Origin of the sequence: Staphylococcus sp. GDY8P126P, from assembly GCF_017891965.1 — a bacterium.
Classification (GTDB): Bacteria; Bacillota; Bacilli; order Staphylococcales; family Staphylococcaceae; genus Staphylococcus; species Staphylococcus saprophyticus.
The window spans coordinates 332,259-356,934 of the sequence record NZ_JAESKG010000001.1 but is presented as its reverse complement, the minus strand read 5'-3'; the positions used below and the strand labels follow the sequence as shown (position 1 = coordinate 356,934).

The window sequence follows — 24,676 nt, the reverse complement described above, 5'->3', positions numbered from 1 at the left end:
TCTAATGGCGCAAATTACATTCAAACAAGAACCAATTACTTTATTAGGTTCGCAAGTGAAAACAGGTGAAACAGCTCCAGAATTCACTTTGCTAGATAATGATTTAAATGAAGTAAACTTATCAACTTATGATGGTCAAAAGAAATTAATTAGTGTTGTACCATCTATAGATACAGGTGTTTGCGATCAACAAACGCGTAAATTTAACGAAGAAGCTTCACAAGAAGATGGCGTTGTATTAACTGTTTCAGTTGATTTACCATTCGCACAAAAAAGATGGTGTGCATCGAACGGATTAGATAACGTGATTACATTAAGTGACCATAAAGACTTATCTTTTGGTAAAAACTATGGTGTCGTAATGGAAGAATTACGTTTACTTGCACGTTCCGTTTTTGTATTAGATAAAAATAATAAAGTCGTATATTCAGAGATTGTTTCTGAAGGTACAGATTTCCCAGACTTTGAATCAGCATTAGAAGCATATCGTAATATTTAATTACGTTTTGCAATATATATAATAAGTTAAATATATTGTTGCACAAGCAAACAGTATCATTGACATTATAAAAATTACTGTCCATAATTATTTGGTAAAATAAGTTAGTATAAACTGGCTTGATTTCAATTAAATTATGGGCAGTTTTTTTAGAAAGGACTATTAAATGACACAAGAAGAAACAGTAATGGAGCAGTTATTCAAAACATTAGATGAAAAAGCAAAGGATTTAAATGATGGAAACGGACAAAGTTTTATCGAAAATTTAGGTCTTGCTATGGAGCATATTTATACAAATAAGAGAGAGTTATTAGAACAAGCTACATTGCAAGATAGAAGGAAAGCATTCCAGTTTGCATATCTAAGTCTAATGCAAAAAGAAGATATACAAGCAAATCATCAAATTACACCAGATTCTATTGGCTTAATTTTAGGCTTTTTAGCTGAACGATTCTTAAAAAATAACGAGTCAATGCACATTGCAGATATTGCTAGTGGTGCTGGACATTTAAGTGCTTCGGTACACGAGGTGCTTTCAGATCACACTTTAATGCATCACTTAGTAGAAGTAGATCCAGTACTTTCTAGAGTAAGTGTCCATTTGGCTAACTTTTTAGAAATACCGTTTGATGTTTATCCTCAAGATGCAATTATGCCTTTACCTTTCGAAGACGCAGACGTTGTAATCGGGGATTTACCAATTGGATACTATCCTGTTGATGATAGAAGTAAAGAAATGGCACTTGGTTTCGATGAAGGGCACAGTTATTCTCATTTCTTATTGATAGAGCAAGCTATTACAGCTATGAAAGCATCTGGTTATGCATTTTTAGTTGTTCCAAGCAATATTTTTGAAGGTGAAAATGTGAAACAGTTGCAAAATTTCATTGCTACAGAGACAGAAATGCAAGCATTCTTAAATTTACCATCAACCTTATTTAAAAATGAAAAAGCACGTAAATCTATCCTTGTATTACAGAAAAAAGAAACGAATGTGACGAAACCAGTCGAAGTTTTATTAGCAAATATACCAGATTTCAAGAGCCCACAACAGTTCCAAGCATTTTTACAAGATTTAAATGCATGGATGCAAGAAAATCATCCTGAAAATTAAACTGTAATATTCTTGAATTCATACTGTATTAATGATTAAATAGTAATGGATATAAAACTTATTTGAAAATGGAGGCATTATGCTTATGTCAAAATTGATTTTGGCTATAAATGCTGGTAGTTCATCTTTGAAATTTCAACTTATTGAAATGCCGGAAGAAAAAATTGTAACTAAGGGACTTGTTGAACGTATTGGATTAAAAGATTCAGTATTCACTATTGAAGTAAATGGGGATAAAATTAAAGAAACAAATGATATTGCTGATCACGAAGAAGCAGTTAATATCATGTTAGATAGTTTCAAAAAACATGGTGTCATTGATAGTATTTATGACATTAATGGTACTGGACACCGAGTTGTACATGGTGGCGAATTATTCCCAGAGTCAGTTTATATAACTGATGAAGTAGAAAAGCAAATTGAAAGTTTAAGTGAATTAGCACCTTTACACAACCCAGCTAACTTAATGGGTATCCGCGCTTTCCGTAAATTATTACCGGAAATTCCACATGTCGCATTGTTTGATACATCATTCCATCAAACAATGCCTGAAAAATCGTTCTTGTATAGTTTACCTTATCAATATTATAAAGATTATGGTATTCGTAAATATGGTTTCCACGGTACGAGCCATAAATATGTCTCTCAACGTGCAGCAGATATTTTAGGTAAACCAATTGAAGAATTACGTCTTATTTCTTGTCATATTGGTAATGGTGCCTCTATAGCTGCTATCGATGGTGGAGAATCTGTAGATACATCCATGGGCTTCACACCTTTAGCTGGTGTGACAATGGGAACACGTTCAGGTAACATTGACCCTGCATTAATTCCGTTTATCATGGAAAAAACAGGTAAGAATGCTGAAGAAGTCTTAAATACGTTGAATAAGGAATCAGGATTACTTGGTATCTCTGGTACATCTAGTGATTTAAGAGATATTCAAGGAGAAGCTGAAGAGGGCAAAGATAGAGCTCAATTAGCACTCGATGTCTTCGCTTCACGTATTCACAAATATATCGGTTCTTATGCGACACGTATGCATGGTGTAGATGTTATCGTATTTACAGCAGGCGTTGGTGAAAATTCTGATGTTGTAAGAGCTAAAGTGTTAGAAGGATTAGAATTTATGGGAGTATATTGGGATGCTAAGAAAAATGAAAGCATTCATGGTGAAGAAGCATTTATTAACTACCCACACTCACCAGTTAAAGTTATCGTTATTCCAACAAATGAAGAAGTTATGATTGCGCGTGACGTTATCAATTTTGGTGATCTTAAATAAATTATATTTAAATAAGTAAAGGCATTTTCCAAAATCGGAAAATGCCTTTTTTGTTATTTTGGAATAACTTCAAACGCCATAAATTGTTGCTTTTGAGCCTTATTAAAATTATTGTCAGCAACTATAACAATGCTGTCGTGTCCATTTGGTAATTGTTTACCAAATGTAATACCTTCGATATTATCTATGTGACCAATATCTTCTTTATTTAAATCAACGATGAGTTCTTTTTTTACAGGGTGAATCTTAGTTTGCTTTAATGACTCTTGATTTTTAATATCTGTAGCTTGGTCGGTATTTATTTTATAAATGCGTACATAATTGTGATATGAATTATCAGAAGATTGCACACTTGCGCGTTCCAAAGTTAAAAATTCATGATTGTTAATTGCTAATAATTCAGAAACGCCATTTTCAGCTTCCTTACCCTTACCAGGTGATTTCGGTATAGCATCTAAACGATATGCATATTCGTTTAATAAGCGTCCTTGTCTATCATATTGTGTGATGCGAGATAATCCCTCTGTTGTAGGTGTAGGGGATTTACCATCTTGTATTAAAGGCGCTTCTGTTGCTGTCCAAATAGAATGCCCATCTGCTGAAAATGTACTTCCTTCTAATGCGAGATTATTACGGAAACCATGTTTTGCATGTTGATCCATTTTTTGTGTGTGGCTTATAGGTATTTCTGTAATAAAGTCGCCCTGTAACGAAGTTAAACGGATAAAAGGATTTAGGCCTAAACTACGATCACCTTCACTTGTATACATGATTTGTTTGTATAAAGGGTCGAAGCGAATAGATTCTGGATCAGCAACGATATCTTGTGGATTGTCTTTGTAATGGTTCTTGTTAGTATAGTTTGAACCATTCGGCTGTTTTAGAAAGTGCATAGATTGTAGCTTAATTTTATTAAAATGATTTTGGTTATAGTTTAGTTTTGCTTCGTAGAATCTAGAAGGATTTTGTTCTGAACGATCATCACTTATTAATAACCAACGATGAGTTGTTGGTTGATAGGTAATTCCAGAAATACCGCCAACTTTTGTATGATCGAATTGAGTGTTATATGGCACAATTTGACTACCTATAAATCTAAGGTCGTCTACGGATTGTGTTGCGTGTTCGGATACTTTAGCCTTTGCACTAACTTGACTATTATATGTGTGACTCAAAGTAGTTAATGCTAATAAACTTATTGCGAATGATTTATAAATCATTTTCATATTTACATGCTCCTTAATTTAAAAGTATTAAATTAAGTATAAAGGATAGGTGTGAAATGAAATTAAAATTTCAATGACTATATTGTAAAGTAGTGAGTGAAATGAAGTTTTTTGAAATTTAAAATGAGGAGAGGGGCTTTACAGCTACTGTTTAATTGAAAAAAGCTTGAGACATCTATTAACGTCTCAAGCTCTTTTCGTAATTATCTTGTTCAATCAGCCCTATAAATTAAAAACTATTTAGTGAGCTTGATATTGAGATCTAAACTCATCAGTGGCAACTTGAGGTTGGAAATCTTCAGGAAGTTCTTCTGTACGAACCACTAACACATCACATGGAGAATGGCGAACAATTGCTTCAGATACTGAACCAACGATAAATCTTTCGACGGCATTTAACCCTGAAGTACCGCACATAATTAAGTCAGCATCTACATCTGTTGCTAGCTTTTTAGGTATAATAGCTTTTGGTGAACCAAATTCTAAACGTGTCTCAACGTTTTTCACACCAGCATTTGTAGCAACTTCTTTATAACCTTTTAATAAATCGTCTGAGAAATTTTTTGACTTCTCAGTAAATTGAGCATCATACACTTCATATGAAGAATATGTTCTTGAATCAATGACATTCACCACTGTTAATTTTGCATCATTACGTTTTGCCACATCCACTGCTTTGTTAAAGGCCCATTCAGCTTCATGTGATCCATCGACGGCTATTAAAATATTTTTATAAGTTAGCATCGTAATTACCTCCTTATTTTTCTTACTTATATTATACCACCGTTTACAGAATATTAACATAATTTAGATGTTGTAAAAGTACTCTAAACTTTGATTGCGCTTTCATAAAATACGCGTTACTATAAATTTGGAGGTGGATGAAATGATTATAGGTATTCCGAAAGAGATTAAAAACAATGAAAATAGAGTGAGTTTGTCACCAAGTGGTGTACATGCATTGGTAGAACAAGGTCATACTGTCATTGTTGAAAAATCTGCAGGCTTAGGTTCGTATTTTGAAGATGTAGACTATACTGAAGCTGGTGCAAGCATCGTTAACGAACAAGCTGAAGTATGGAACGTAGATATGGTTATGAAAGTGAAAGAACCATTAGAAGAAGAGTTTCAATATTTCAAAGAAGGTCTAATTCTATTTACTTATTTACATCTAGCGAATGAAGAAAAATTAACTCGAGCTTTACTAGAAAATAAAGTAGTTGGTATTGCTTACGAAACGGTCCAATTGCCTGATCGTACATTACCATTATTAACACCAATGAGTGAGGTTGCAGGTCGTATGTCTGCACAAATTGGTGCTGAATTTTTACAAAAATATAAAGGTGGCATGGGCATTTTACTTGGTGGTGTACCTGGCGTATCAAAAGGTCGCGTGTCTATCATTGGCGGTGGTCAAGCTGGAACAAATGCTGCTAAAATTGCACTTGGTTTAGGTGCTGATGTTACAATTTTAGATGTTAATCCTAAACGTTTACAAGAATTAGAAGATTTGTTTGATGGACGTGTCCACACAATCATGTCTAACCCTTTAAATATAGAACAAAGTGTGAAAGATAGCGATTTAGTTATTGGTGCTGTATTAATTCCAGGCGCTAAGGCACCAAATCTTGTAACTGAAGATATGGTCAAAGAAATGAGAGATGGAGCCGTTATCGTTGATATTGCAATTGACCAAGGTGGTATTTTTGAAACAACGGATCGAATTTCCACACATGATGACCCAACATATAAAAAACATGGCGTCGTACACTATGCTGTTGCGAATATGCCTGGTGCAGTGCCACGCACATCTACAATTGCTCTAAATAATGCAACGTTACCATATGCCCAACAACTAGCAAGTAAAGGCTATTTAAAGGCTTTACAAGATAACCATGCATTGTCATTAGGACTTAATACAATTAATGGCGAGTTGACGAACAAAGGCGTAGCGGAAGCATTGAACCTATCTTATACAGATATCGAAAGTGCACTTAAATAATATAAGTAATGAATTATTAAATAAAAAACTGGCAAGTCTTGAGACTTGCCAGTTTTTTATTTTGCTATGTCAAAATGATAATGTCATTAAGAAAATATGGGAAGTATTTAAACGATTTTAGTACCGTGGACTTCTTGGAACGGAAAGGCTTCAAGAAGTTCAGGAAGATTGTCTTTATTCAGACCGCCGCCAGGCATGATTTCGATGTGACCGCCTGAATTTACTACAAGTTTACCTAATTGATTTAAGTTATCGAACAGATTTGTATCGCTCGGTCCGCCATGTGTTAATAAACGTGTAAAACCTATATCAATTAATTGGTGTAAAGCCTTAATTTGTCCTTCTAGGTAAATTTCATCAAATGCCATATGACATACAACTGGAGTAGGTGAGGCCAAATTTTTCAAGGTCTTCATTTGCCATTCGTTTAAAGTTGAGTCCTCAGTTAAACAACCAAAGACAAAATAATCTACACTTAATTGTTTCAATGATTTTATGTCACGTTGCATGATTTCGAAATCATACAAGTTATAAACAAAATGACCACCACGTGGACGAATCATAACAGCAATCTCAACGTGGTTAGCTTTGCATATTTCTGTTGCAATTTCTACCATGCCGAAACTAGGTGTAGTACCACCCACACTTAAATTATCGCAAAGTTCAATTCGATTAGCACCATTGGCAACAGCTTGCTCAACTTGCTGAATTGTTTCTACTACGGCCTCTTTTATCATTTTTCGTAACCAGTTAAACTTTCATTACCATTTTCAGTAACTAAGATGTCATCCTCAATTCTTACACCAGCTACACCTGGTACATAAATACCGGGTTCAACAGTTATAACCATGCCTGCTTTAAATTCATTTGTATTTGTACTTGAAACGTCTTGATATTCATGTTCTTCTAAGCCTAAGCCATGTCCTAGACGATGAGGAAAGTATTCGCCATAACCCGCTTCAGTAATGATGTTACGTGCAATATCATCTACATCTTTAATCGTTACACCAGGTTTAATAGCTGCTATAGCTTCTTTTTCTGCTTTTAATACAACATCGTAAATTTCTTGTGCTTTAGCATCAGGTGTACCAAATTTAACCGTTCTAGTCATATCACTGCAGTAATTTTCATAAATAACCCCTAAATCAAATAAGACAAACTCGTCTTTTTTCAATTGGCGGTCTCCTGGTGTGCCATGAGGGGAAGCAGCATGGTCTCCAAATAATACCATAGTGTCGAAACTCATTTCATTTACACCATATGCTTTAATTTCATATTCAATATGATTGACAACTTGACGTTCAGTGACACCTTCTTTTAAGAAACTCACACCAATTTCGATACATTTATCGGCAAGTTCACAAGCTTTTTTAATTTTTTCGATTTCTGAGTCACTTTTAATATTACGTAATGTTTTGATTGTTTGATCAATATCCCCAAAGCTTTGTACACCAAAAGCGTCAATAAGTTCACGTTGACGTTGTAATGTTAAATGTGCTGATTCAACAAGTAATTTATTGAATTTAATATCGTATTTATCTAAAGCATTTTCTGTGTCTAAATAACCGATAACTTCACCATTAAATGGAGAGGCGCGAACTTCTTCAACTTCTAATTGCGGGCAAAACAATACTTGTTCACCATTTGATTTAATTAGTAATGCAAGTAAACGTTCATGAGGATCACTTAAATAACCAGTGAAATAAAAAATATTTAAAGGTGTTGTTATCCAAGCAGCATCTGCCTGTTGGGATTTTAATTCTTCGGTAATCTGTTCTGATTTCATTTTAATTCATCCTCCTAAATAGTTAATCATATTTAATTTTATGTTACTTGATGAAGGAATTCAAAAGTTAAATATGATAATAAAACAATATCATAGGAAAATTTTTTAAATTTAAGAAGAAAAACACTCAGTAAATTAAATTACCGTGTTATAGCGTGAGGGATTTGTGGTATATAAAGACTAAACATATTTACGGGAGGAATTAATTAATGAAACTTTCATTTCATGGTCAATCAACAATTTATTTTGAAGCAAATGGTAAAAAGGTTATTGTAGATCCGTTTATTACAGGCAATGGACAATCTGATTTAGATGCATCTACACTTAAAGTTGATTATATTATATTAACACATGGTCACGGAGATCATTTTGGAGATACAATAGAATTAGCTAATAGAAATCATGCTACTGTGATTGGTTCAGCAGAATTAGGTGATTATCTCACTACTTATCATAATGTGGAAAATGTTAGACCAATGAATATTGGAGGGAAAGCAGAATTTGATTTTGGTAATGTGAAATTTGTACAAGCATTCCATAGTTCAAGTTTAACTGATGAAAATGGTGTCCCAGTATACCTAGGTATGCCAATGGGTCTTATTTTAGAAATTGAAGGTAAGACGATTTATCACACTGGTGACACAGGATTATTCAGCGATATGAAATTAATTGCAGATCGTCATCCAGTGGATGTATGCTTTATTCCGATTGGTGACAATTTCACTATGGGAATCGACGATGCAAGCTATGCAATTAATTCGTTTATTAAACCGAAAATTTCAGTTCCAATACACTACGATACTTTTGAACTTATTGAACAAGATCCAAATAAGTTTAAAGAAGCAGTATCTGTAGGGGAAGTACAAATATTAAAACCGGGTGAAGACGTTTCATTCTAATCCCTTTATAAACTGTGTATTTAAATATATAATAAAACGCCTGAAGCACTTTAAAGTCCTTCAGGCGTTTTATTATTTTACGATTAATACTGGGATGTGAGCTCTTTTAGCAACTTTATGACTGACACTACCTAAGACAAATTTTTTCTTATCTTCAGCCTTTCGGTTACTGAGGACAACAATTTCATATTTTCCACTATTAGCCTCTTTAACCAATTGTTCTTTCGCATTCCCGCGCACAATAATCTCATCGTATTTAATACCATACTCGTCTAAGCTATTGCGTGTACTTTCTAAACCTTCACTACGTTTTTGTACGAGCTTATCTAAATGAACACCAGATTTGATGGATGCTTGTGCATCTTGCTCGCTAATTGCATTTAATATTGTAACTGTAGTACCTTCACCTGAAAGTTTAGAAACCTCTTCAAGTGCTTTCTCATTTTTAAGTGTTGTATCAACACCAAGTAAAATATTTTTGAACATTGTTCATCCCTCCTTATCTTCATTTTAATAAAATTTTATTCATAAAGCCAATTAAATTTGTCTATTTAACATATTAATTTACTAAAAAGAAAATTTTATATTATTTAATGGAACAAAAACTGTGATTTTAGGAATCGTAAGATAATTTGTTTTGTTACATCGCAATTTTAGTTATAAAAAGTTATAATGTCATAGAAACTGTCAAAACAAACGAGGTTATTGAAATGACAAAGCATGAACAAATTTTATCATATATAGAATCTCTAGCAGTTGGACAAAAGATATCTGTTAGAAAGATTGCAAAAGATTTAAGTGTATCTGAAGGAACGGCATACAGGGCTATTAAGGATGCCGGGCAAATTGGATTGGTAGCTACAATAGATAGAGTAGGCACAGTACGAATAGAAAAGAAATCACGTGAACAGATTGAACAACTAACTTTTGCAGAAATTGTGAAAATTATAGATGGTCAAGTCTTAGGTGGTAGAAATGGTCTGATAAAAACACTTACAAAATTTGCGATTGGTGCAATGGAAATTGAAGATGTCGTAAAATATGTTAGTCCACATACATTATTAATAGTGGGAAATCGTAAGGATGTACAACTAGCAGCGCTTAAAAGAGGAAGTGCGGTATTAATTACTGGAGGATTTAATACATCAGAAGAAATCATTCAATATGCTGATGAGCATGAATTACCAATTCTATCTTCCAATTATGATACATATTTAGTTGCCAATATTATAAATAGGGCGATGTATAACCAAATGATTCGTAAAGAAATTTTGGTTGTAGAAGATATCGTTAAAACCGTGACTGAAGACATGGTTGTATTTGATAATATGAGTCTTAGTGATTATAAAACGAAAGCCCGTGAGACAGGCCATTCAAGATTTCCTGTCATAGATGAAAATTGGAGATTAGTAGGTATTGTAACAAGTAAAGAGATTATTAAAATGGAAAACCAAGACACACTTGCACAATTTATGACGAAATCACCTATCAATGTTCAATTGTCAACGACTGTGGCAAACTGTGCGCATATGATGATTTGGGAAGGCATTGAATTGTTACCGGTGACTACTCCGAGTAAAAAGCTCATAGGGGTAATCACTAGAAAAGATGTGTTAACAGCGATGCAATTGTTAAGTAGACAACCACAAGTTGGTGAAACCATAAATGATCAAATTGCAAAACATATTACAATTTCAAATGATGGGATACATGTACAAATCACGCCATTATTAACTAATCAATATGGAACATTAAGTAAATCAGTATTTGTAGCAATTATTGAAGAAACAGTACGTTATGAAATGAGAAAATTAAAGAAATTAGAAGTTATGATAGAAATCTTAAATATTATGTATATTAAAACAGTGCAAATAGAATCCGAAATACATGTACAATATGATATGTTAGATGTAGGACGCAATTTTTCAAAACTAGAAGTAACAATGACAAGTGACGGCCATCGCGTAGCAAAAGCAATGATTATTTGTCAAATGATAGACTAATAAATATATAACGAAAAAGGAAGATAAAGATGACAACAGAATTTAATGAAATCATGAAAGAAATTAATGACTCAGAAACAATTATTATACATCGACATGTAAGACCAGACCCTGATGCATATGGCTCACAATTAGGGTTAAAGAACTATTTGAAACTCAAATTCCCGGATAAAAAGATATTTGCTGTTGGCGAAACAGAACCGTCATTAGATTTTATTGGTACTTTTGATGAAATCTCGGATGATACTTACAATGAAGCGTTAGTTATCGTTTGTGACACAGCTAATTCACCACGTATTAGTGATGAAAGATTTAATCAAGGACGATTATTGGTTAAAATTGATCATCATCCAGCAGTTGATCAATATGGCGATATTAATTATGTAAACGATCAAGCTTCTTCAACAAGTGAAATTATTTTTGATTTCATCAGTCATTTTAATGATATTCCCATCATTGATGCATCTGTAGCGAGGGTACTTTATCTTGGCATTGTAGGAGATACAGGAAGATTCCTATTTAATAACACTACATCACATACAATGGGTGTTGCGGGTCAATTATTGACATTTCCTTTTAATCATAATGAAGAACTTAATAAAATGGGTGAAAAGGATCCAAAATTGTTACCATTCCAAGGTTATGTGCTTCAACATTTTGATTTAAATGAAAAAGGTTTCTGTAAAGTTACCATTACTAAAGAAATTTTAGAACAATTTGACATTGCTGCGAACCAAGCTTCATTATTTGTAAATGCAATTGCTGATATACAAGGGTTGAAGATTTGGGTGTTTGCTGTTGATGAGGGCACAGAAATTAGATGTCGCATTCGTTCTAAAGGTATTGTTATCAACGACATTGCAAGTGATTTTGGTGGCGGCGGTCATCCAAATGCTTCAGGTGTATCGGTAAGAGATTGGGCTCAATTTGAAACGCTCGCTGAAGCATTAAATAATAAACTGTAATAAGATGGGAGGTATTTGCAAATGGTTGCGCATTTAAACATTCATACGACATATGATTTATTAAATTCAAGTATTAGAATTAAGGATGTTGTTGCGAAGGCTGCACAAGAAGGCTATACAGCGCTCGCAATTACTGATACGAATGTTTTGTATGGACTTCCGCAATTCTATGACGCATGTATTGCTGCAAATATTCATCCAATCTTTGGTATGACAATTAATCTTACAGATGGTTTGTCAGAGCTTGAAACAATCGTATTGGCGCAAAATAACTTAGGATTAAAAGATTTATTTAAACTATCATCGGCAATTAAAATGAAAGAGAAAGTGGAAACACCGATAGAATGGTTAAAAAAATATGAAAGTCATTTCGTTATTATTTTTAAAAATGTAACTGAATCTCATGAAGCAATTATTTCAAACTTTTCGGAACATGCGCACGTCTTTGTAAATCATACGAGTAAAGTCACTTTTGACTTACCAATAGTTTGGGCACAAAGCACGCGTTATTTAAATTCCCAAGATTCAGATACGCTTTCTGCCATGGCCGCAATAAAGGAGAATAGTAAATTAGATTTAGTGAGTGAACAAACGGATTACAATGAACATCTATATTCAAATGTTGAATTACAAGGTTTGTCAATCGATGATGCGGTTTGGGAACAAACAAATCAACTCGAAACACTTTGTCAGGCGGAAATGATTTATCATCAATCTTTGTTACCAAAATATAAAACACCAAATCAACAACAATCGGATGCTTTTTTATGGCAATTACTAGCAGATAATCTTCAGCAATTAAATTTACCACTAAACAAAAAGGAACTTTATCAAACACGTTTAGAGCATGAATATCAAATTATCACTAAAATGGGTTTTGAAGACTACTTTTTAATCGTAAGTGATTTAATTCAGTACGCTAAGAACAATGATGTATTAGTCGGTCCAGGACGTGGATCAGCTGCAGGTTCACTTGTAAGTTATTTATTAAATATAACAACAATCGATCCTATTGAATATAATCTGTTATTTGAACGTTTTTTAAACCCTGAACGTGTAACAATGCCAGATATAGATATTGATTTTGAAGATACACATAGAGATAAAGTCATCCAATATGTTCAAGAGAAATATGGTGAAACCCATGTCGCTGGTATTGTGACTTTTGGTCATTTGCTTGCAAGGGCAGTGGCTAGGGATGTGGGGAGAATTATGGGGTTCGAAGAAATCACACTAAATGAAATTTCTAAATTAATTCCACATAAACTTGGCATAACATTAGACGACGCATATTCACAGGAGCCATTTAAACAGTTTGTTCATCGTAATCATAGGAATGAACGATGGTTTGATATTTGTAAGAAATTAGAAGGGTTACCTAGGCATACTTCGACTCATGCAGCAGGTATTATTATTAATGATCATCCATTATATGAATATGCACCATTAACGCTCGGTGATACAGGTCTATTGACTCAATGGACAATGACTGAGTCAGAAAGAATAGGTTTATTAAAAATAGACTTTTTAGGTTTGCGTAATCTCTCAATCATTCATCAAATAGTAAAACAAGTGAAACATGATTTGAATATAGATGTGGATATAGAACAAATTCCATTCGATGACGAAAACGTATTTCACTTGTTGTCACAAGGGGATACAACAGGTATCTTCCAATTAGAATCTGATGGTATTAGAAATGTATTAAAAAAATTACAACCTGAACACTTTGAAGATATAGTCGCTGTCACATCACTTTATAGACCAGGGCCAATGGAAGAAATTCCGACCTATATATCAAGACGACATCATCCAGAGAAGGTGCAATATTTACATCCAGATTTAGAACCTATATTAAAAACGACCTATGGCGTTATTATTTATCAGGAACAAATAATGCAAATTGCGAGTAAATTTGCCAATTTTAGTTATGGTGAAGCGGATATCTTAAGACGTGCAATGAGTAAAAAGAACAGAGCGGTATTAGAAAGTGAAAGGCAACATTTCGTGAATGGCGCTTTGAAAAATGGGTATGACGAGAATTTAAGTAAACAGATTTTTGATTTGATTTTAAAATTTGCGGATTATGGTTTTGCTCGTGCGCATGCCGTGAGTTATTCAAAAATTGCATACATTATGAGTTATTTAAAGGTACATTATGCTAATTATTTTTATGCCAATATTTTAAGTAATGCTATTGGAAGCGAAAAGAAAACAGCGCAAATGATTGATGAGGCTAAACATCAAAAAATTAATATATTACCACCTAATATTAATTACAGTCATTGGTTCTACAAGGCCACAAAAAAAGGTATCTACCTATCTATTGGTGCAATTAAAGGTGTAGGTTATCAAAGTGTTAAATTAATTGTAGAAGAAAGAAAAGCAAATGGTTTCTATAAAGACTTTTTTGATTTCACGCGACGGATACCTAAACGAATTAAAACTAGAAAATTACTTGAATCTCTTATCTTAGTGGGGGCATTTGATACTTTTGGCAAGAATAGAGCGACGCTGTTAAATGCTATAGATCAAGTGCTGGATGATATCTCTGATATTGAACAAGATGGTTTTATTTTTGATGTACTAACACCTAAAGCTTCTTATGAAGAAAAAGAAGAGCTACCAGATCATATGTTAAGTGAATATGAGAAAGAATATTTAGGGTTTTATGTATCTACACATCCAGTAGAAAAAGCATTTGAACAAAAGCAATATTTGGGTATTTATAAGCTTGCTAACGCACAAGATAATAAACCCATTTTTGTTCAAATAGATCAATTTAAGCGTATTAGAACGAAAAATGGGCAAAATATGGCATTTGTAACTTTAAATGATGGTATCAATAATTTGGATGGTGTCGTATTCCCGGATACCTTTAAAAAATATGAAATCGATTTAAATACTTCTAAAATGTTAGTCGTAAGAGGTAAGTTTGAGAATAGAAATAATAAACAACAACTGATATTAAATCAAGTGGATACCATGGATCATTTTGAGCAAACTAAATTTGACGAAGCGCAACAAGTTGTTGTTCGAAAATGGGATAGTGAATCTAAATTGGATCAATTATTAACTAACGATAAAGGGCAAAATCAAATTCCGGTTAACTATTTTGATGAAAGCCAAAACAATATAGAAACAATTGGTTTCATAACACGAGATAATGAATTATTAAGTAAATTAATCCAACTTTTATCACCCCGAGATATTAGAATTATTTAACTTTAACCGCACTATAAACTATGGTATAGTTAACTGATGGTAAAGCATAAACTTGCCATCAGTTTTAATTTTTATAAAAATTAAGAGTGAAAAAATATATAATAGTTTATATATCTATATGTTTTTATTACAAACATTAACGTGCGAATGAAAATAACAATTTGTTAACGATATCATTTGTAATTTGGGTTAGATTGTAATAAAAATGTATATGAATGTTATTTTAAACTAATTGGATGTAAGGGGTGGATTACATGACATTAAGAGACGAAGCATTAGAAATGCATAGAAAAAATCAAGGGAAATTAGAGGTTTCACCTAAAGTAAAGGTGACTAATAAAGAAGAATTGAGCTTGGCATACTCGCCAGGTGTAGCTGAACCTTGTAAAGAAATACATGAGGACCCTCGTAAAGTATTTGAATATACAATGAAAAGCAATACCGTCGCTGTTGTTACTGATGGTACTGCGGTATTAGGACTTGGAAACATAGGGGCTGAGGCAAGTATACCGGTTATGGAAGGTAAAGCAGTGTTGTTTAAAAGTTTTTCCGGTATAGATGGTGTGCCAATTGCACTGAATACGACGGATACCGAAGAAATCATTAATACTGTAAAATTACTTGAACCCAATTATGGTGGTATTAATCTTGAAGATATTTCAGCACCTCGTTGCTTTGAAATTGAAGAAAGATTAAAAAAGGAAACTAAAATCCCTGTGTTTCATGATGATCAACATGGTACTGCCATTGTAACAGTTGCAGGTATGATCAATGCATTGAGAATCGTAGATAAAGACTTATCGGACATTAAAGTCGTATTGAATGGCGCTGGTGCCGCTGGTATTGCGATTATTAAATTACTTTATTCTTATGGTGTAAGAAATATGATTATGTGTGATTCAAAAGGCGCAATTTATGAGGGACGTTCGTTTGGTATGAATGACACGAAAGCTTATGTAGCTAAATGGACGAATAGAGACAAAATAGAGGGCAGTTTGAATGATGTGATTGAAGATGCCGATGTATTTATTGGGGTTTCTGTGGCAGATTTATTGTCTAAAGAAATGGTTGAATCAATGGCTGACGATCCAATTATTTTTGCAATGGCTAATCCAAATCCTGAAATAAAACCGGATGTAGCGAAAGCTGCAGGTGCTAAAGTCATCGGTACAGGACGTTCAGATTTTCCAAACCAAATTAATAATGTCTTAGCATTCCCAGGCATATTTAGAGGGGCATTAGACGTTGAAGCAACACATATCAATGAAGAAATGAAGCAAGCAGCTGTTGAGGCTATTGCTGATTTAATCAAACCAGAAGAGTTAAATCCGGACTATTGTATTCCAGGTCCGTTTGATAAACGTGTTGCACCATCTGTTGCTCGAGAAGTAGCTAAAGCAGCGATGGAATCTGGTGTAGCAAGAGTAGATGTAGATCCAGAAGAGATATATAATAAAACAATGAAATTAACAGACTTAGATAAATAATATTCATTAACGCTGATTACAAAAACCGAATTGGTAGTGAGTAACTAAGCGATGGTTAAGTGGAGGTTTACCAATGTTTAAAGATTTTTTCAATAGAAGCAGTAAAAAGAAAAAGTATGTAACAGTATCTGATTCAAAACAAAGTGATGTACCAGCAGGTATTATGACTAAATGTCCTAAGTGTAAAAAAATTATGTATACAAAAGAACTAGCAGAAAATTTGAATGTTTGCTTTAATTGTGATCATCATATTGCGTTAACTGCACACAATCGTATAGAAGCTATATCAGATGAAGGGACATTTACGGAATTTGATAAAGGAATGACCTCTGCTAATCCATTGGACTTCCCAAGCTATGAAGAAAAAATTCAAAAAGACCAACAAAAAACTGGTTTGAATGAAGCTGTAGTGACTGGCACAGCACAATTAGATGGTATGACATTTGGTGTGGCAGTTATGGATGCGCGATTTAGAATGGGAAGCATGGGCTCTGTATTAGGTGAAAAAATTTGTAGAATCATTGAACACTGTACTGAAAATAGATTGCCATTCATATTGTTTTCAGCAAGTGGTGGTGCAAGAATGCAGGAAGGTATTATCTCTTTAATGCAAATGGGTAAAACAAGTGTGTCTTTAAAAAGACATGCAGATGCTGGATTATTATATATCTCGTATATAACAAATCCTACAACTGGAGGCGTTTCTGCTAGTTTTGCTTCGGTTGGTGATATCAACATAAGTGAACCAAAAGCATTAATTGGTTTTGCAGGTAGACGTGTCATTGAACAAACTATAAATGAAAAATTACCAGACGATTTCCAAACTGCAGAGTTTTTATTAGAACACGGACAATTAGATAAAGTCGTACATAGAAAAGAAATGAAAGCGACATTATCTAATATTCTAAAAATGCACCAAGAGGTGAAAACAAATGCTTGATTTTGAAAAGCCGCTTTTTGAAATAAAAAATAAAATTGAATCTTTGAAAGAATCTCAAGAAAAAAATGATGTTGATTTACAAGAAGAAATTGACATGTTGGAAGCTTCATTAGCAAGAGAAACCGAAAAAGTATATACCAATATGAAACCATGGGATCGTGTGCAATTAGCGCGTTTACAAGAAAGACCAACATCTTTAGACTATATCCCGCACATATTTGATTCATTCATCGAATTACATGGGGATAGAAATTATAGAGATGATCCAGCTATGATTGGTGGTATCGGCTATCTTAATGGACAAGCAGTTACAATAGTGGGTCAACAACGTGGTAAAGATACAAAAGATAACATATATCGCAATTTTGGAATGGCGCATCCAGAAGGTTATAGAAAAGCACTTAGATTGATGAAACAAGCTGAAAAATTCAATAGACCGATTTTTTCATTTATTGATACAAAAGGTGCATATCCGGGTAAAGCGGCAGAAGAACGAGGTCAAAGTGAATCAATAGCCAGAAACTTAGTTGAAATGGCTTCGCTAACTGTACCAGTCATCTCTATTGTTATCGGCGAAGGAGGAAGTGGTGGTGCACTAGGTTTAGGCATTACCAATCGCATCCTAATGTTAGAAAACAGTACATATTCTGTTATTTCTCCAGAAGGTGCATCCGCTTTACTTTGGAAAGATAGTAATCTAGCTAAAATCGCGGCAGAAACAATGAAGATTACTGCCGAAGATTTATATGAATTAAATATAGCGGATGAAGTTATCAAAGAACCTTTAGGTGGCGCACATCATGATGTCGAAACACAAGCACAAAGTATCAAACGCACATTTGAATCGCATTTATCAGAATTGAACCAATTAACGCAAGAAGAATTAGTTGAAGATAGATATCAAAAATTTAGAACAATAGGTTCGTATACAGAATAAAGTGTCTGATGTTTTTGATATTCGTGTTAAATATGTTGAAAGCTAAGATAATAATTTCTATTGTCTAAGCTTTTTGTTATTTTTACAAAATGAAGCAATTGCTATAGATTTATGATTTGTTTACGATAATTCGAATTAAGGTAAATAGTACATAAGTATTCAAGTAATTTTAGGAACTTATAAGGAAACGCTTACTATATGTACAATTATCGAATACTTATATTTAAAACGTTTACATTTGTCACGAAGCCCTATTTTAATGGCAACAGCTTAGATTTTATGGTATTTTTAGAGTAAGAAATACATGTTAGAAAGGTATGTCGTCATGAAAAAAATTGCAGTGTTGACAAGTGGTGGAGATTCTCCAGGCATGAATGCAGCGGTAAGAGCTGTGGTTAGAAAAGCGATTTACAATAATATTGAAGTCTATGGTGTTTATCAAGGCTATCAAGGATTATTAAACGATGATATCGAGAAACTTGAACTCGGTTCAGTAGGTGACACAATTCAACGAGGTGGAACATTTTTATATTCTGCAAGATGTCCAGAATTTAAAGAAGCAGAAGTCCGTAAAAAAGGTATAGAAAATCTACGTAAGAGAGGCATTGAGGGGCTTGTAGTTATTGGTGGAGATGGTAGCTACAGAGGTGCACAGCGTATAAGTGAAGAATGTCCTGAAATACAGACGATTGGAATACCAGGTACGATTGATAATGATATCAATGGTTCGGACTTTACAATTGGATTTGATACGGCATTAAATACTATAATTGAATGTGTAGATAAAATTCGTGATACAGCATCTAGTCATGCAAGAACTTTCATCATTGAAGTTATGGGACGCGATTGTGGTGATTTAGCGCTTTGGGCTGGTTTGTCCGTTGGTGCTGAAACTATTATTGTTCCAGAGGTTGAGACAGACATCAAAGATATAGCAGAAAAGATTGATAATGGAATCAAACGTGGCAAAAAACACTCGATCGTGATGGTCGCAGAAGGTTGCATGTCAGGTGAAGTATGTGCAGAAGAATTGACTAAATATATCAATGTTGATGCACGTGTGTCAGTGCTAGGCCACATTCAACGTGGTGGTAGCCCAAGTGGTGCAGATAGAGTGCTTGCATCACGATTAGGCGGACATGCAGTTGATTTACTGTTAGATGGAAAATCTGCTATTGGTGTTGGAATTCGTAATAATGAATTAACTGATACACCTTTTGAAGAGATATTTAGATCACATGAACATGAGTTTGATTTTGAAACTTATGCGCTAACGAACGAATTATCTATTTAAAATACTGGGAGGAAATAATAATGAGAAAAACTAAAATTGTTTGTACTATTGGACCTGCGTCCGAATCTGAAGAAATGCTTGAAAAATTAATTAAGGCTGGAATGAATGTCGCGCGCTTAAACTTCTCGCATGGTGACCATGCTGAACATAAAACTAGAATTGAATCAATTCGTAAAGTTTCTAAAAGATTAGGCAAAACAGTTGCAATTTTACTTGATACAAAAGGACCAGAAATACGTACACACAACATGAAAGATGGGCTTATTGAACTTGAAAAAGGTTCTGAAGTTACCGTAAGCATGACTGAAGTTGAAGGTACTCCTGAAAAATTCTCAGTAACGTATGAAAACTTAATCAATGATGTTGAAGAAGGTTCATATATTTTATTAGATGATGGTTTAATTGAATTACAAGTTAAATCAATCGATAAAGCAAACGGTGAAGTATTATGTGATGTACTTAATACTGGAGAATTAAAAAACAAAAAAGGCGTAAACTTACCTGGTGTCAAAGTAAGCTTACCTGGTATTACAGATAAAGATGCTGACGACATTAACTTTGGAATTAGTGAAGGCGTTGATTTCATTGCAGCGAGCTTTGTACGTCGTCCAAGTGATGTATTAGATATTCGTAAATTATTAGAAGCGAAGCAAAATAAAAATATCAGCATTATACCTAAGATTGAAAACCAAGAGGGTATTGATAATATTAAAGAAATATTAGAAGTTTCTGATGGTTTAATGGTTGCTCGTGGTGATATGGGTGTTGAAATTCCACCTGAATCAGTACCAATGGTGCAAAAAGATTTAATTAGACAATGTAATAAATTAGGTAAACCAGTTATAACTGCTACACAAATGTTAGACTCTATGCAACGTAATCCACGTGCGACACGTGCAGAAGCAAGTGACGTAGCGAACGCAATTTACGATGGTACAGATGCGGTTATGCTTTCTGGTGAAACAGCTGCAGGTCAATACCCTGAAGAAGCAGTTAAAACAATGCGTAATATAGCTGTATCAGCAGAAGCAGCACAAGATTATAAAAAATTATTATCTGACCGTACAAAATTAGTTGAAACTTCATTAGTCAATGCTATTGGTGTTTCAGTTGCTCATACTGCTTTAAACTTAAACGTCAAAGCAATCGTAGCTGCTACTGAAAGTGGTTCAACTGCCCGTACAATTTCTAAATATCGTCCACAATCTGACATTATTGCAGTTACACCTAATGCAGAAACTGCGCGTCAGTGTGCTTTAGTATGGGGTATTTTCCCAGTCGTTAAAGAAGGACGTAAAACAACTGATGCATTATTAAATAATGCAGTAGCAACAGCCGTTGAAACTGAAAGAGTTCAAAATGGTGACCTAATTATTATTACTGCTGGTGTACCAACTGGTGAAAAAGGTACAACGAATATGATGAAATTACATTTAGTTGGTGATGAACTAGCTAAAGGACAAGGTATTGGTAGAAGTTCTGTAGTAGGTAAAACACTAGTAGTTAAAGATGCTAGTGAACTAGAAGGCAAAGACTTATCAGAATCTATAATTGTAACAAGTTCTGTAGATGAGACGCTTGTACCATATATTGAAAATGCAATCGGACTCATTACTGAAGAAAATGGCATTACATCTCCAAGTGCAATTATAGGATTAGAAAAAGGTATTCCTACCGTAGTAGGCGTTGAGAACGCTACATCTGAAATTCAAAGTGATGTACTCATTACAGTAGATGCAAACCAAGGAAAAATCTTTGAAGGTTATGCAAACGTACTTTAAAAATATAATTTAATTCATAATATAATATGTAGGAAGCCTCGACGTCATGTCGAGGCTTTCTTTTTGATAACAAACTACTATGTATATAGTTTGAATCTATTACTCATTTAAATATCAACGACAGATCAATATGTGCAATAAAAATAAAGAGTCTGAGACATTTATTTTTGTCCCAGACTCTTATTCATTTAGTCATTCTAACCTAAGACAGGTTACGAATGCTATATTAGAAAATTGGATTTCTGTCCAACTCTCTTAAAATATTTTAATAAAGTTTAAATTTGCTCAGTCATAATCGGTTTTTATTGTTGTGATTTTGATACTTGTTTATAGCGCATATACATTAAACCTAAAATAATAAACCAAATCGGTGTAAGAAATACTGCAATTCTTGTATACGTATTTACGAATAGTAAGCTAAACACTAATATAAAGAATACTAATATAGCATATCCCATGTATTTACCACCTGGTAATTTAAATGACGCATTTTTGTGTAATTCTGGATTTTTACGGTGATAGTTTATATAAGCCACTGTAATTAACGCCCAAACTACAATGAATAGTACCGTAGAAACAGTGGTAATATATGTGAATACAAGTGTTGCGTTCGGTATAATATAGTTCAATAAAGCAGCAATCATTAGTAATCCACATGAAACGAATATCGCTATATGTGGCACACCGTTTTTATTTGTTTTATTGAAAAACGGTGGCGCTTGTTTTTGTGACGATAATCCAAAGAGCATTCGGCTGTTTGAAAAAATACCACTATTACAAGATGATGCGGCTGCTGTTAATACTACAAAGTTTATAATACCGGCTGCGAATGGTATGCCAATTAGTGCGAAGAGCCTTACAAAAGGACTTTCGTCTGGATTGATTTGATTCCATGGAATAATTGACATGATGACTGCTAAAGCACCAACATAAAATATTAATATACGTGTCGGTACACTGTTAACTGCTTTTGGTAATGTTTTAGTGGGATCTTTAGTTTCGCCCGCGGTTACACCAATAAGTTCAATTCCTACAAATGAGAATAGTGCCATTTGGAATGACATAACAAAACCACTGATACCTTTAGGGAAAATACCATTATTGTACAAGTTAGTTAAAGATGCTTGCCCAAACTGAGTATTGTAAGCCATGATAATCATAATAGCGCCCACTACGATTAAAGCAATGATTGTAACAATTTTTATTATAGAAAACCAAAATTCTAATTCTCCAAATAATTTAGCACTTAATAGATTAAGTGACATTAAGACAAGTACGCAAAATAGAGCACTCATCCAGTTTGGTATGTTTGGAAACCAAAAGCTAACATACTTTGCAACTGCGGTTACTTCGGCCATACCAGTAATGATCCAACATAACCAGTATGTCCAGCCAGTAACAAAGCCAGCAAATGGACCTATGTAATGGTTGGTAACATCTGCAAAGGATTTAAAATTAGTATTAGTAATTAATATTTCTCCCAAGCCACGCATAAACATAAATAACATAAAACCAATTATGATATACGTAAGTAAAATAGACGGGCCAGTTAATGCAATTGTTTGACCAGCACCTAAGAATAATCCAGTTCCGATTGCACCCCCGATTGCAATGAGCTGAATGTGACGATTACTTAGTTCTCTTTGTAACTGTTGTTTTGCCATATATAAGACTCCTTTATTTAGTTATTTATTATTATGCTATGCAATATAAAATAAAACAACTATTTTCTGAAACGATATCATACAGAACACAGTATAATAGTACATTAATAATTTGTTATTAATCATGATAACCAATTGAAAAGGTATAAAAATTGAAGTGTGCGTGCTTACATATTAAAATATATCTATAACAACGTATATAGATAGATGCGTGTTTATGGGCATATAGACAAAAACATATTTCTTATTGAATTGGTAAGGAAATTAAAACCTAAATATTCACAAAAGTTCTAAAATTGGATATAATGGTTTATGAAAGCCATTTCATAACGAATAGAAAAGGGGAATTATATATGGCAGAGTTACAAAAAGGTTTAGAAGGGGTAATTGCAGCTGAAACGAAAGTGAGTTCCATCATCGACAGCCAATTAACTTATGCTGGGTATGATATTGATGACTTAGCACAAAATGCTGAATTTGAAGAAGTTATCTATTTACTTTGGCATTATCGATTACCTAATGAAGAAGAATTGAAAGAACTTAAAGAAAAGCTCTTTGAATATATGATATTAAATCCTAGAGTGTATAGTCATTTTAAAGAATACGCTACAGGTAACGTACATCCAATGACAGCATTAAGAACGTCTGTTTCATATATCGCTCATTTTGATGAACATGCTGAAGACGAAGATGAAAGCAGAACAATGGAAAGAGCTATTCGTATTCAAGCTAAAATAGCTTCGCTTGTTACATCATATGCGCGTGTTAGAGAAGGCAAAGAAGCTGTAAAACCAAATAAAGATTTAAACTATGCAGGTAACTTTTTATATATGTTAAGAGGAGAATTACCTAGTGATATCGAAATTGAAGCTTTTAATAAAGCACTTGTATTACACGCGGATCACGAACTAAACGCATCTACGTTTACAGCAAGATGTGCTGTTTCATCTTTATCTGATATGTATTCAGGTATTGTTGCAGCAGTTGGCTCATTAAAAGGTCCATTACATGGTGGGGCAAATGAACGTGTAATGAGCATGTTATCTGAAGTGAAATCCATTGATGAAGTTGATGATTACATTGATAACAAAATAAAAAATAAAGAAAAAATTATGGGCTTTGGACACCGTGTATATAAAGATGGCGATCCAAGAGCAAAATACTTAAAAGAAATGAGTAGAAAAATCACTGCTGAAACTGGGCAAAGTCAATTGTTTGATATCTCAGTTAAAATTGCAGATAAAATGAAAGCCGAAAAAGGTTTAATTGCAAATGTCGACTTCTTTAGTGCGACTGTTTATCATAGTATGAACATTGAACATGATTTATTTACACCAATTTTTGCAGTAAGCAGAACTTCAGGTTGGATTGCACATATCTTAGAGCAATATAGAGATAATAGAATTATGCGTCCAAGAGCACAATATATTGGTGAAACAAACAGAACATACGAACCGATTGAAGAAAGATAAGTCAGATAGAGGCATCACTACTCATAAATAAGTGAGTTGCTTTATATAAATAAGTATTATTTTAGTTAGCGCAATTAAAATATAATTCAAATACACG

General features: G+C 33.6%; 20 protein-coding genes. 14 read left to right on the top strand and 6 right to left on the bottom strand.

Features of this window, described 5'->3' with window-relative positions; translation table 11 throughout:
• Positions 1-4: 4 nt before the first annotated feature.
• The 3 genes from tpx (at position 5) to KA893_RS01740 (ending at position 2,898) form a co-directional block, all read left to right on the top strand.
• Positions 5-499: a thiol peroxidase gene (gene tpx, locus KA893_RS01750; protein WP_002483031.1), complete on the top strand. Its 495-nt coding sequence runs from the start codon at positions 5-7 to the stop codon at positions 497-499.
• 166 nt (positions 500-665) lie between these two features.
• Positions 666-1,613, top strand: a complete 948-nt coding sequence (locus KA893_RS01745) for a class I SAM-dependent methyltransferase (RefSeq protein WP_041080007.1) — start codon at positions 666-668, stop codon at positions 1,611-1,613.
• A gap of 85 nt (positions 1,614-1,698) precedes the next feature.
• Complete coding sequence (locus KA893_RS01740; RefSeq protein ID WP_037538289.1) at positions 1,699-2,898, top strand: acetate kinase; 1,200 nt, start codon at positions 1,699-1,701, stop codon at positions 2,896-2,898.
• A gap of 53 nt (positions 2,899-2,951) precedes the next feature.
• On the opposite strand, the gene KA893_RS01735 is transcribed toward KA893_RS01740, so the two are convergent.
• Both KA893_RS01735 and KA893_RS01730 read right to left on the bottom strand, forming a co-directional pair.
• A complete protein-coding gene (locus tag KA893_RS01735) occupies positions 2,952-4,124 on the bottom strand; it encodes an esterase-like activity of phytase family protein (protein ID WP_210125542.1) in 1,173 nt (390 codons plus the stop codon).
• A gap of 240 nt (positions 4,125-4,364) precedes the next feature.
• Positions 4,365-4,868, bottom strand: coding sequence for a universal stress protein (locus tag KA893_RS01730; RefSeq protein ID WP_002483035.1), 504 nt, complete (start codon positions 4,866-4,868; stop codon positions 4,365-4,367).
• Between the two features lie 142 nt (positions 4,869-5,010).
• Between KA893_RS01730 and ald the strand changes: the two genes are divergently transcribed.
• On the top strand, positions 5,011-6,126 hold the full coding sequence (gene ald / locus KA893_RS01725; protein WP_037538291.1) for an alanine dehydrogenase: 1,116 nt from the start codon (positions 5,011-5,013) through the stop codon (positions 6,124-6,126).
• A 107-nt stretch (positions 6,127-6,233) separates the two neighbouring features.
• Here ald and KA893_RS01720 read toward each other — a convergent pair whose 3' ends face one another.
• Together KA893_RS01720 and KA893_RS01715 are read right to left on the bottom strand one after the other, a co-directional pair.
• A complete protein-coding gene (locus tag KA893_RS01720) occupies positions 6,234-6,863 on the bottom strand; it encodes a copper homeostasis protein CutC (protein ID WP_002483037.1) in 630 nt (209 codons plus the stop codon).
• Positions 6,860-7,912 (bottom strand): M24 family metallopeptidase, encoded by a 1,053-nt coding sequence (locus KA893_RS01715; RefSeq protein ID WP_002483038.1) that lies wholly within the window; start codon positions 7,910-7,912, stop codon positions 6,860-6,862. Before KA893_RS01715 ends, KA893_RS01720 begins: the two co-directional genes overlap by 4 nt.
• A 209-nt stretch (positions 7,913-8,121) precedes the next feature.
• Between KA893_RS01715 and KA893_RS01710 the strand changes: the two genes are divergently transcribed.
• Positions 8,122-8,811, top strand: coding sequence for a metal-dependent hydrolase (locus KA893_RS01710; protein ID WP_002483039.1), 690 nt, complete (start codon positions 8,122-8,124; stop codon positions 8,809-8,811).
• 72 nt (positions 8,812-8,883) lie between these two features.
• Here the strand turns inward: KA893_RS01710 and KA893_RS01705 are convergent, their stop codons facing one another.
• Positions 8,884-9,297 (bottom strand): universal stress protein, encoded by a 414-nt coding sequence (locus KA893_RS01705; protein WP_002483040.1) that lies wholly within the window; start codon positions 9,295-9,297, stop codon positions 8,884-8,886.
• Between the two features lie 224 nt (positions 9,298-9,521).
• On the opposite strand from KA893_RS01705, the gene KA893_RS01700 reads away from it, so the two are divergent.
• The 8 genes from KA893_RS01700 to pyk all read left to right on the top strand — a co-directional run bounded on the left by KA893_RS01700 (position 9,522) and on the right by pyk (position 21,443).
• Positions 9,522-10,814: a DRTGG domain-containing protein gene (locus tag KA893_RS01700; protein WP_002483041.1), complete on the top strand. Its 1,293-nt coding sequence runs from the start codon at positions 9,522-9,524 to the stop codon at positions 10,812-10,814.
• 29 nt (positions 10,815-10,843) lie between these two features.
• Entirely contained in the window at positions 10,844-11,779 is a 936-nt protein-coding gene (locus KA893_RS01695) for a DHH family phosphoesterase (RefSeq protein ID WP_002483042.1), read from the top strand.
• A gap of 21 nt (positions 11,780-11,800) precedes the next feature.
• Positions 11,801-15,004, top strand: a complete 3,204-nt coding sequence (locus KA893_RS01690) for a DNA polymerase III subunit alpha (protein ID WP_210125540.1) — start codon at positions 11,801-11,803, stop codon at positions 15,002-15,004.
• Positions 15,005-15,258: 254 nt separating this feature from the next.
• A complete protein-coding gene (ystJ, locus tag KA893_RS01685) occupies positions 15,259-16,491 on the top strand; it encodes an NADP-dependent malic enzyme (protein WP_002483044.1) in 1,233 nt (410 codons plus the stop codon).
• Between the two features lie 73 nt (positions 16,492-16,564).
• Complete coding sequence (gene accD, locus KA893_RS01680; protein WP_011302908.1) at positions 16,565-17,431, top strand: acetyl-CoA carboxylase, carboxyltransferase subunit beta; 867 nt, start codon at positions 16,565-16,567, stop codon at positions 17,429-17,431.
• Positions 17,424-18,368 carry an acetyl-CoA carboxylase carboxyltransferase subunit alpha gene (locus KA893_RS01675; RefSeq protein ID WP_037538295.1) on the top strand — a complete coding sequence of 315 codons (945 nt, stop codon included), beginning with the start codon at positions 17,424-17,426 and terminating at the stop codon, positions 18,366-18,368. Before accD ends, KA893_RS01675 begins: the two co-directional genes overlap by 8 nt.
• 325 nt (positions 18,369-18,693) lie before the next feature.
• Positions 18,694-19,662, top strand: a complete 969-nt coding sequence (gene pfkA / locus KA893_RS01670; RefSeq protein ID WP_037538353.1) for a 6-phosphofructokinase — start codon at positions 18,694-18,696, stop codon at positions 19,660-19,662.
• 20 nt (positions 19,663-19,682) lie between these two features.
• Complete coding sequence (gene pyk, locus KA893_RS01665) at positions 19,683-21,443, top strand: pyruvate kinase (protein WP_002483048.1); 1,761 nt, start codon at positions 19,683-19,685, stop codon at positions 21,441-21,443.
• A gap of 302 nt (positions 21,444-21,745) precedes the next feature.
• On the opposite strand, the gene KA893_RS01660 is transcribed toward pyk, so the two are convergent.
• Positions 21,746-23,107, bottom strand: coding sequence for an amino acid permease (locus tag KA893_RS01660; protein ID WP_210125538.1), 1,362 nt, complete (start codon positions 23,105-23,107; stop codon positions 21,746-21,748).
• Between the two features lie 353 nt (positions 23,108-23,460).
• Between KA893_RS01660 and KA893_RS01655 the strand changes: the two genes are divergently transcribed.
• Positions 23,461-24,579 (top strand): citrate synthase, encoded by a 1,119-nt coding sequence (locus tag KA893_RS01655; RefSeq protein ID WP_002483050.1) that lies wholly within the window; start codon positions 23,461-23,463, stop codon positions 24,577-24,579.
• Positions 24,580-24,676 lie beyond the last annotated feature (97 nt).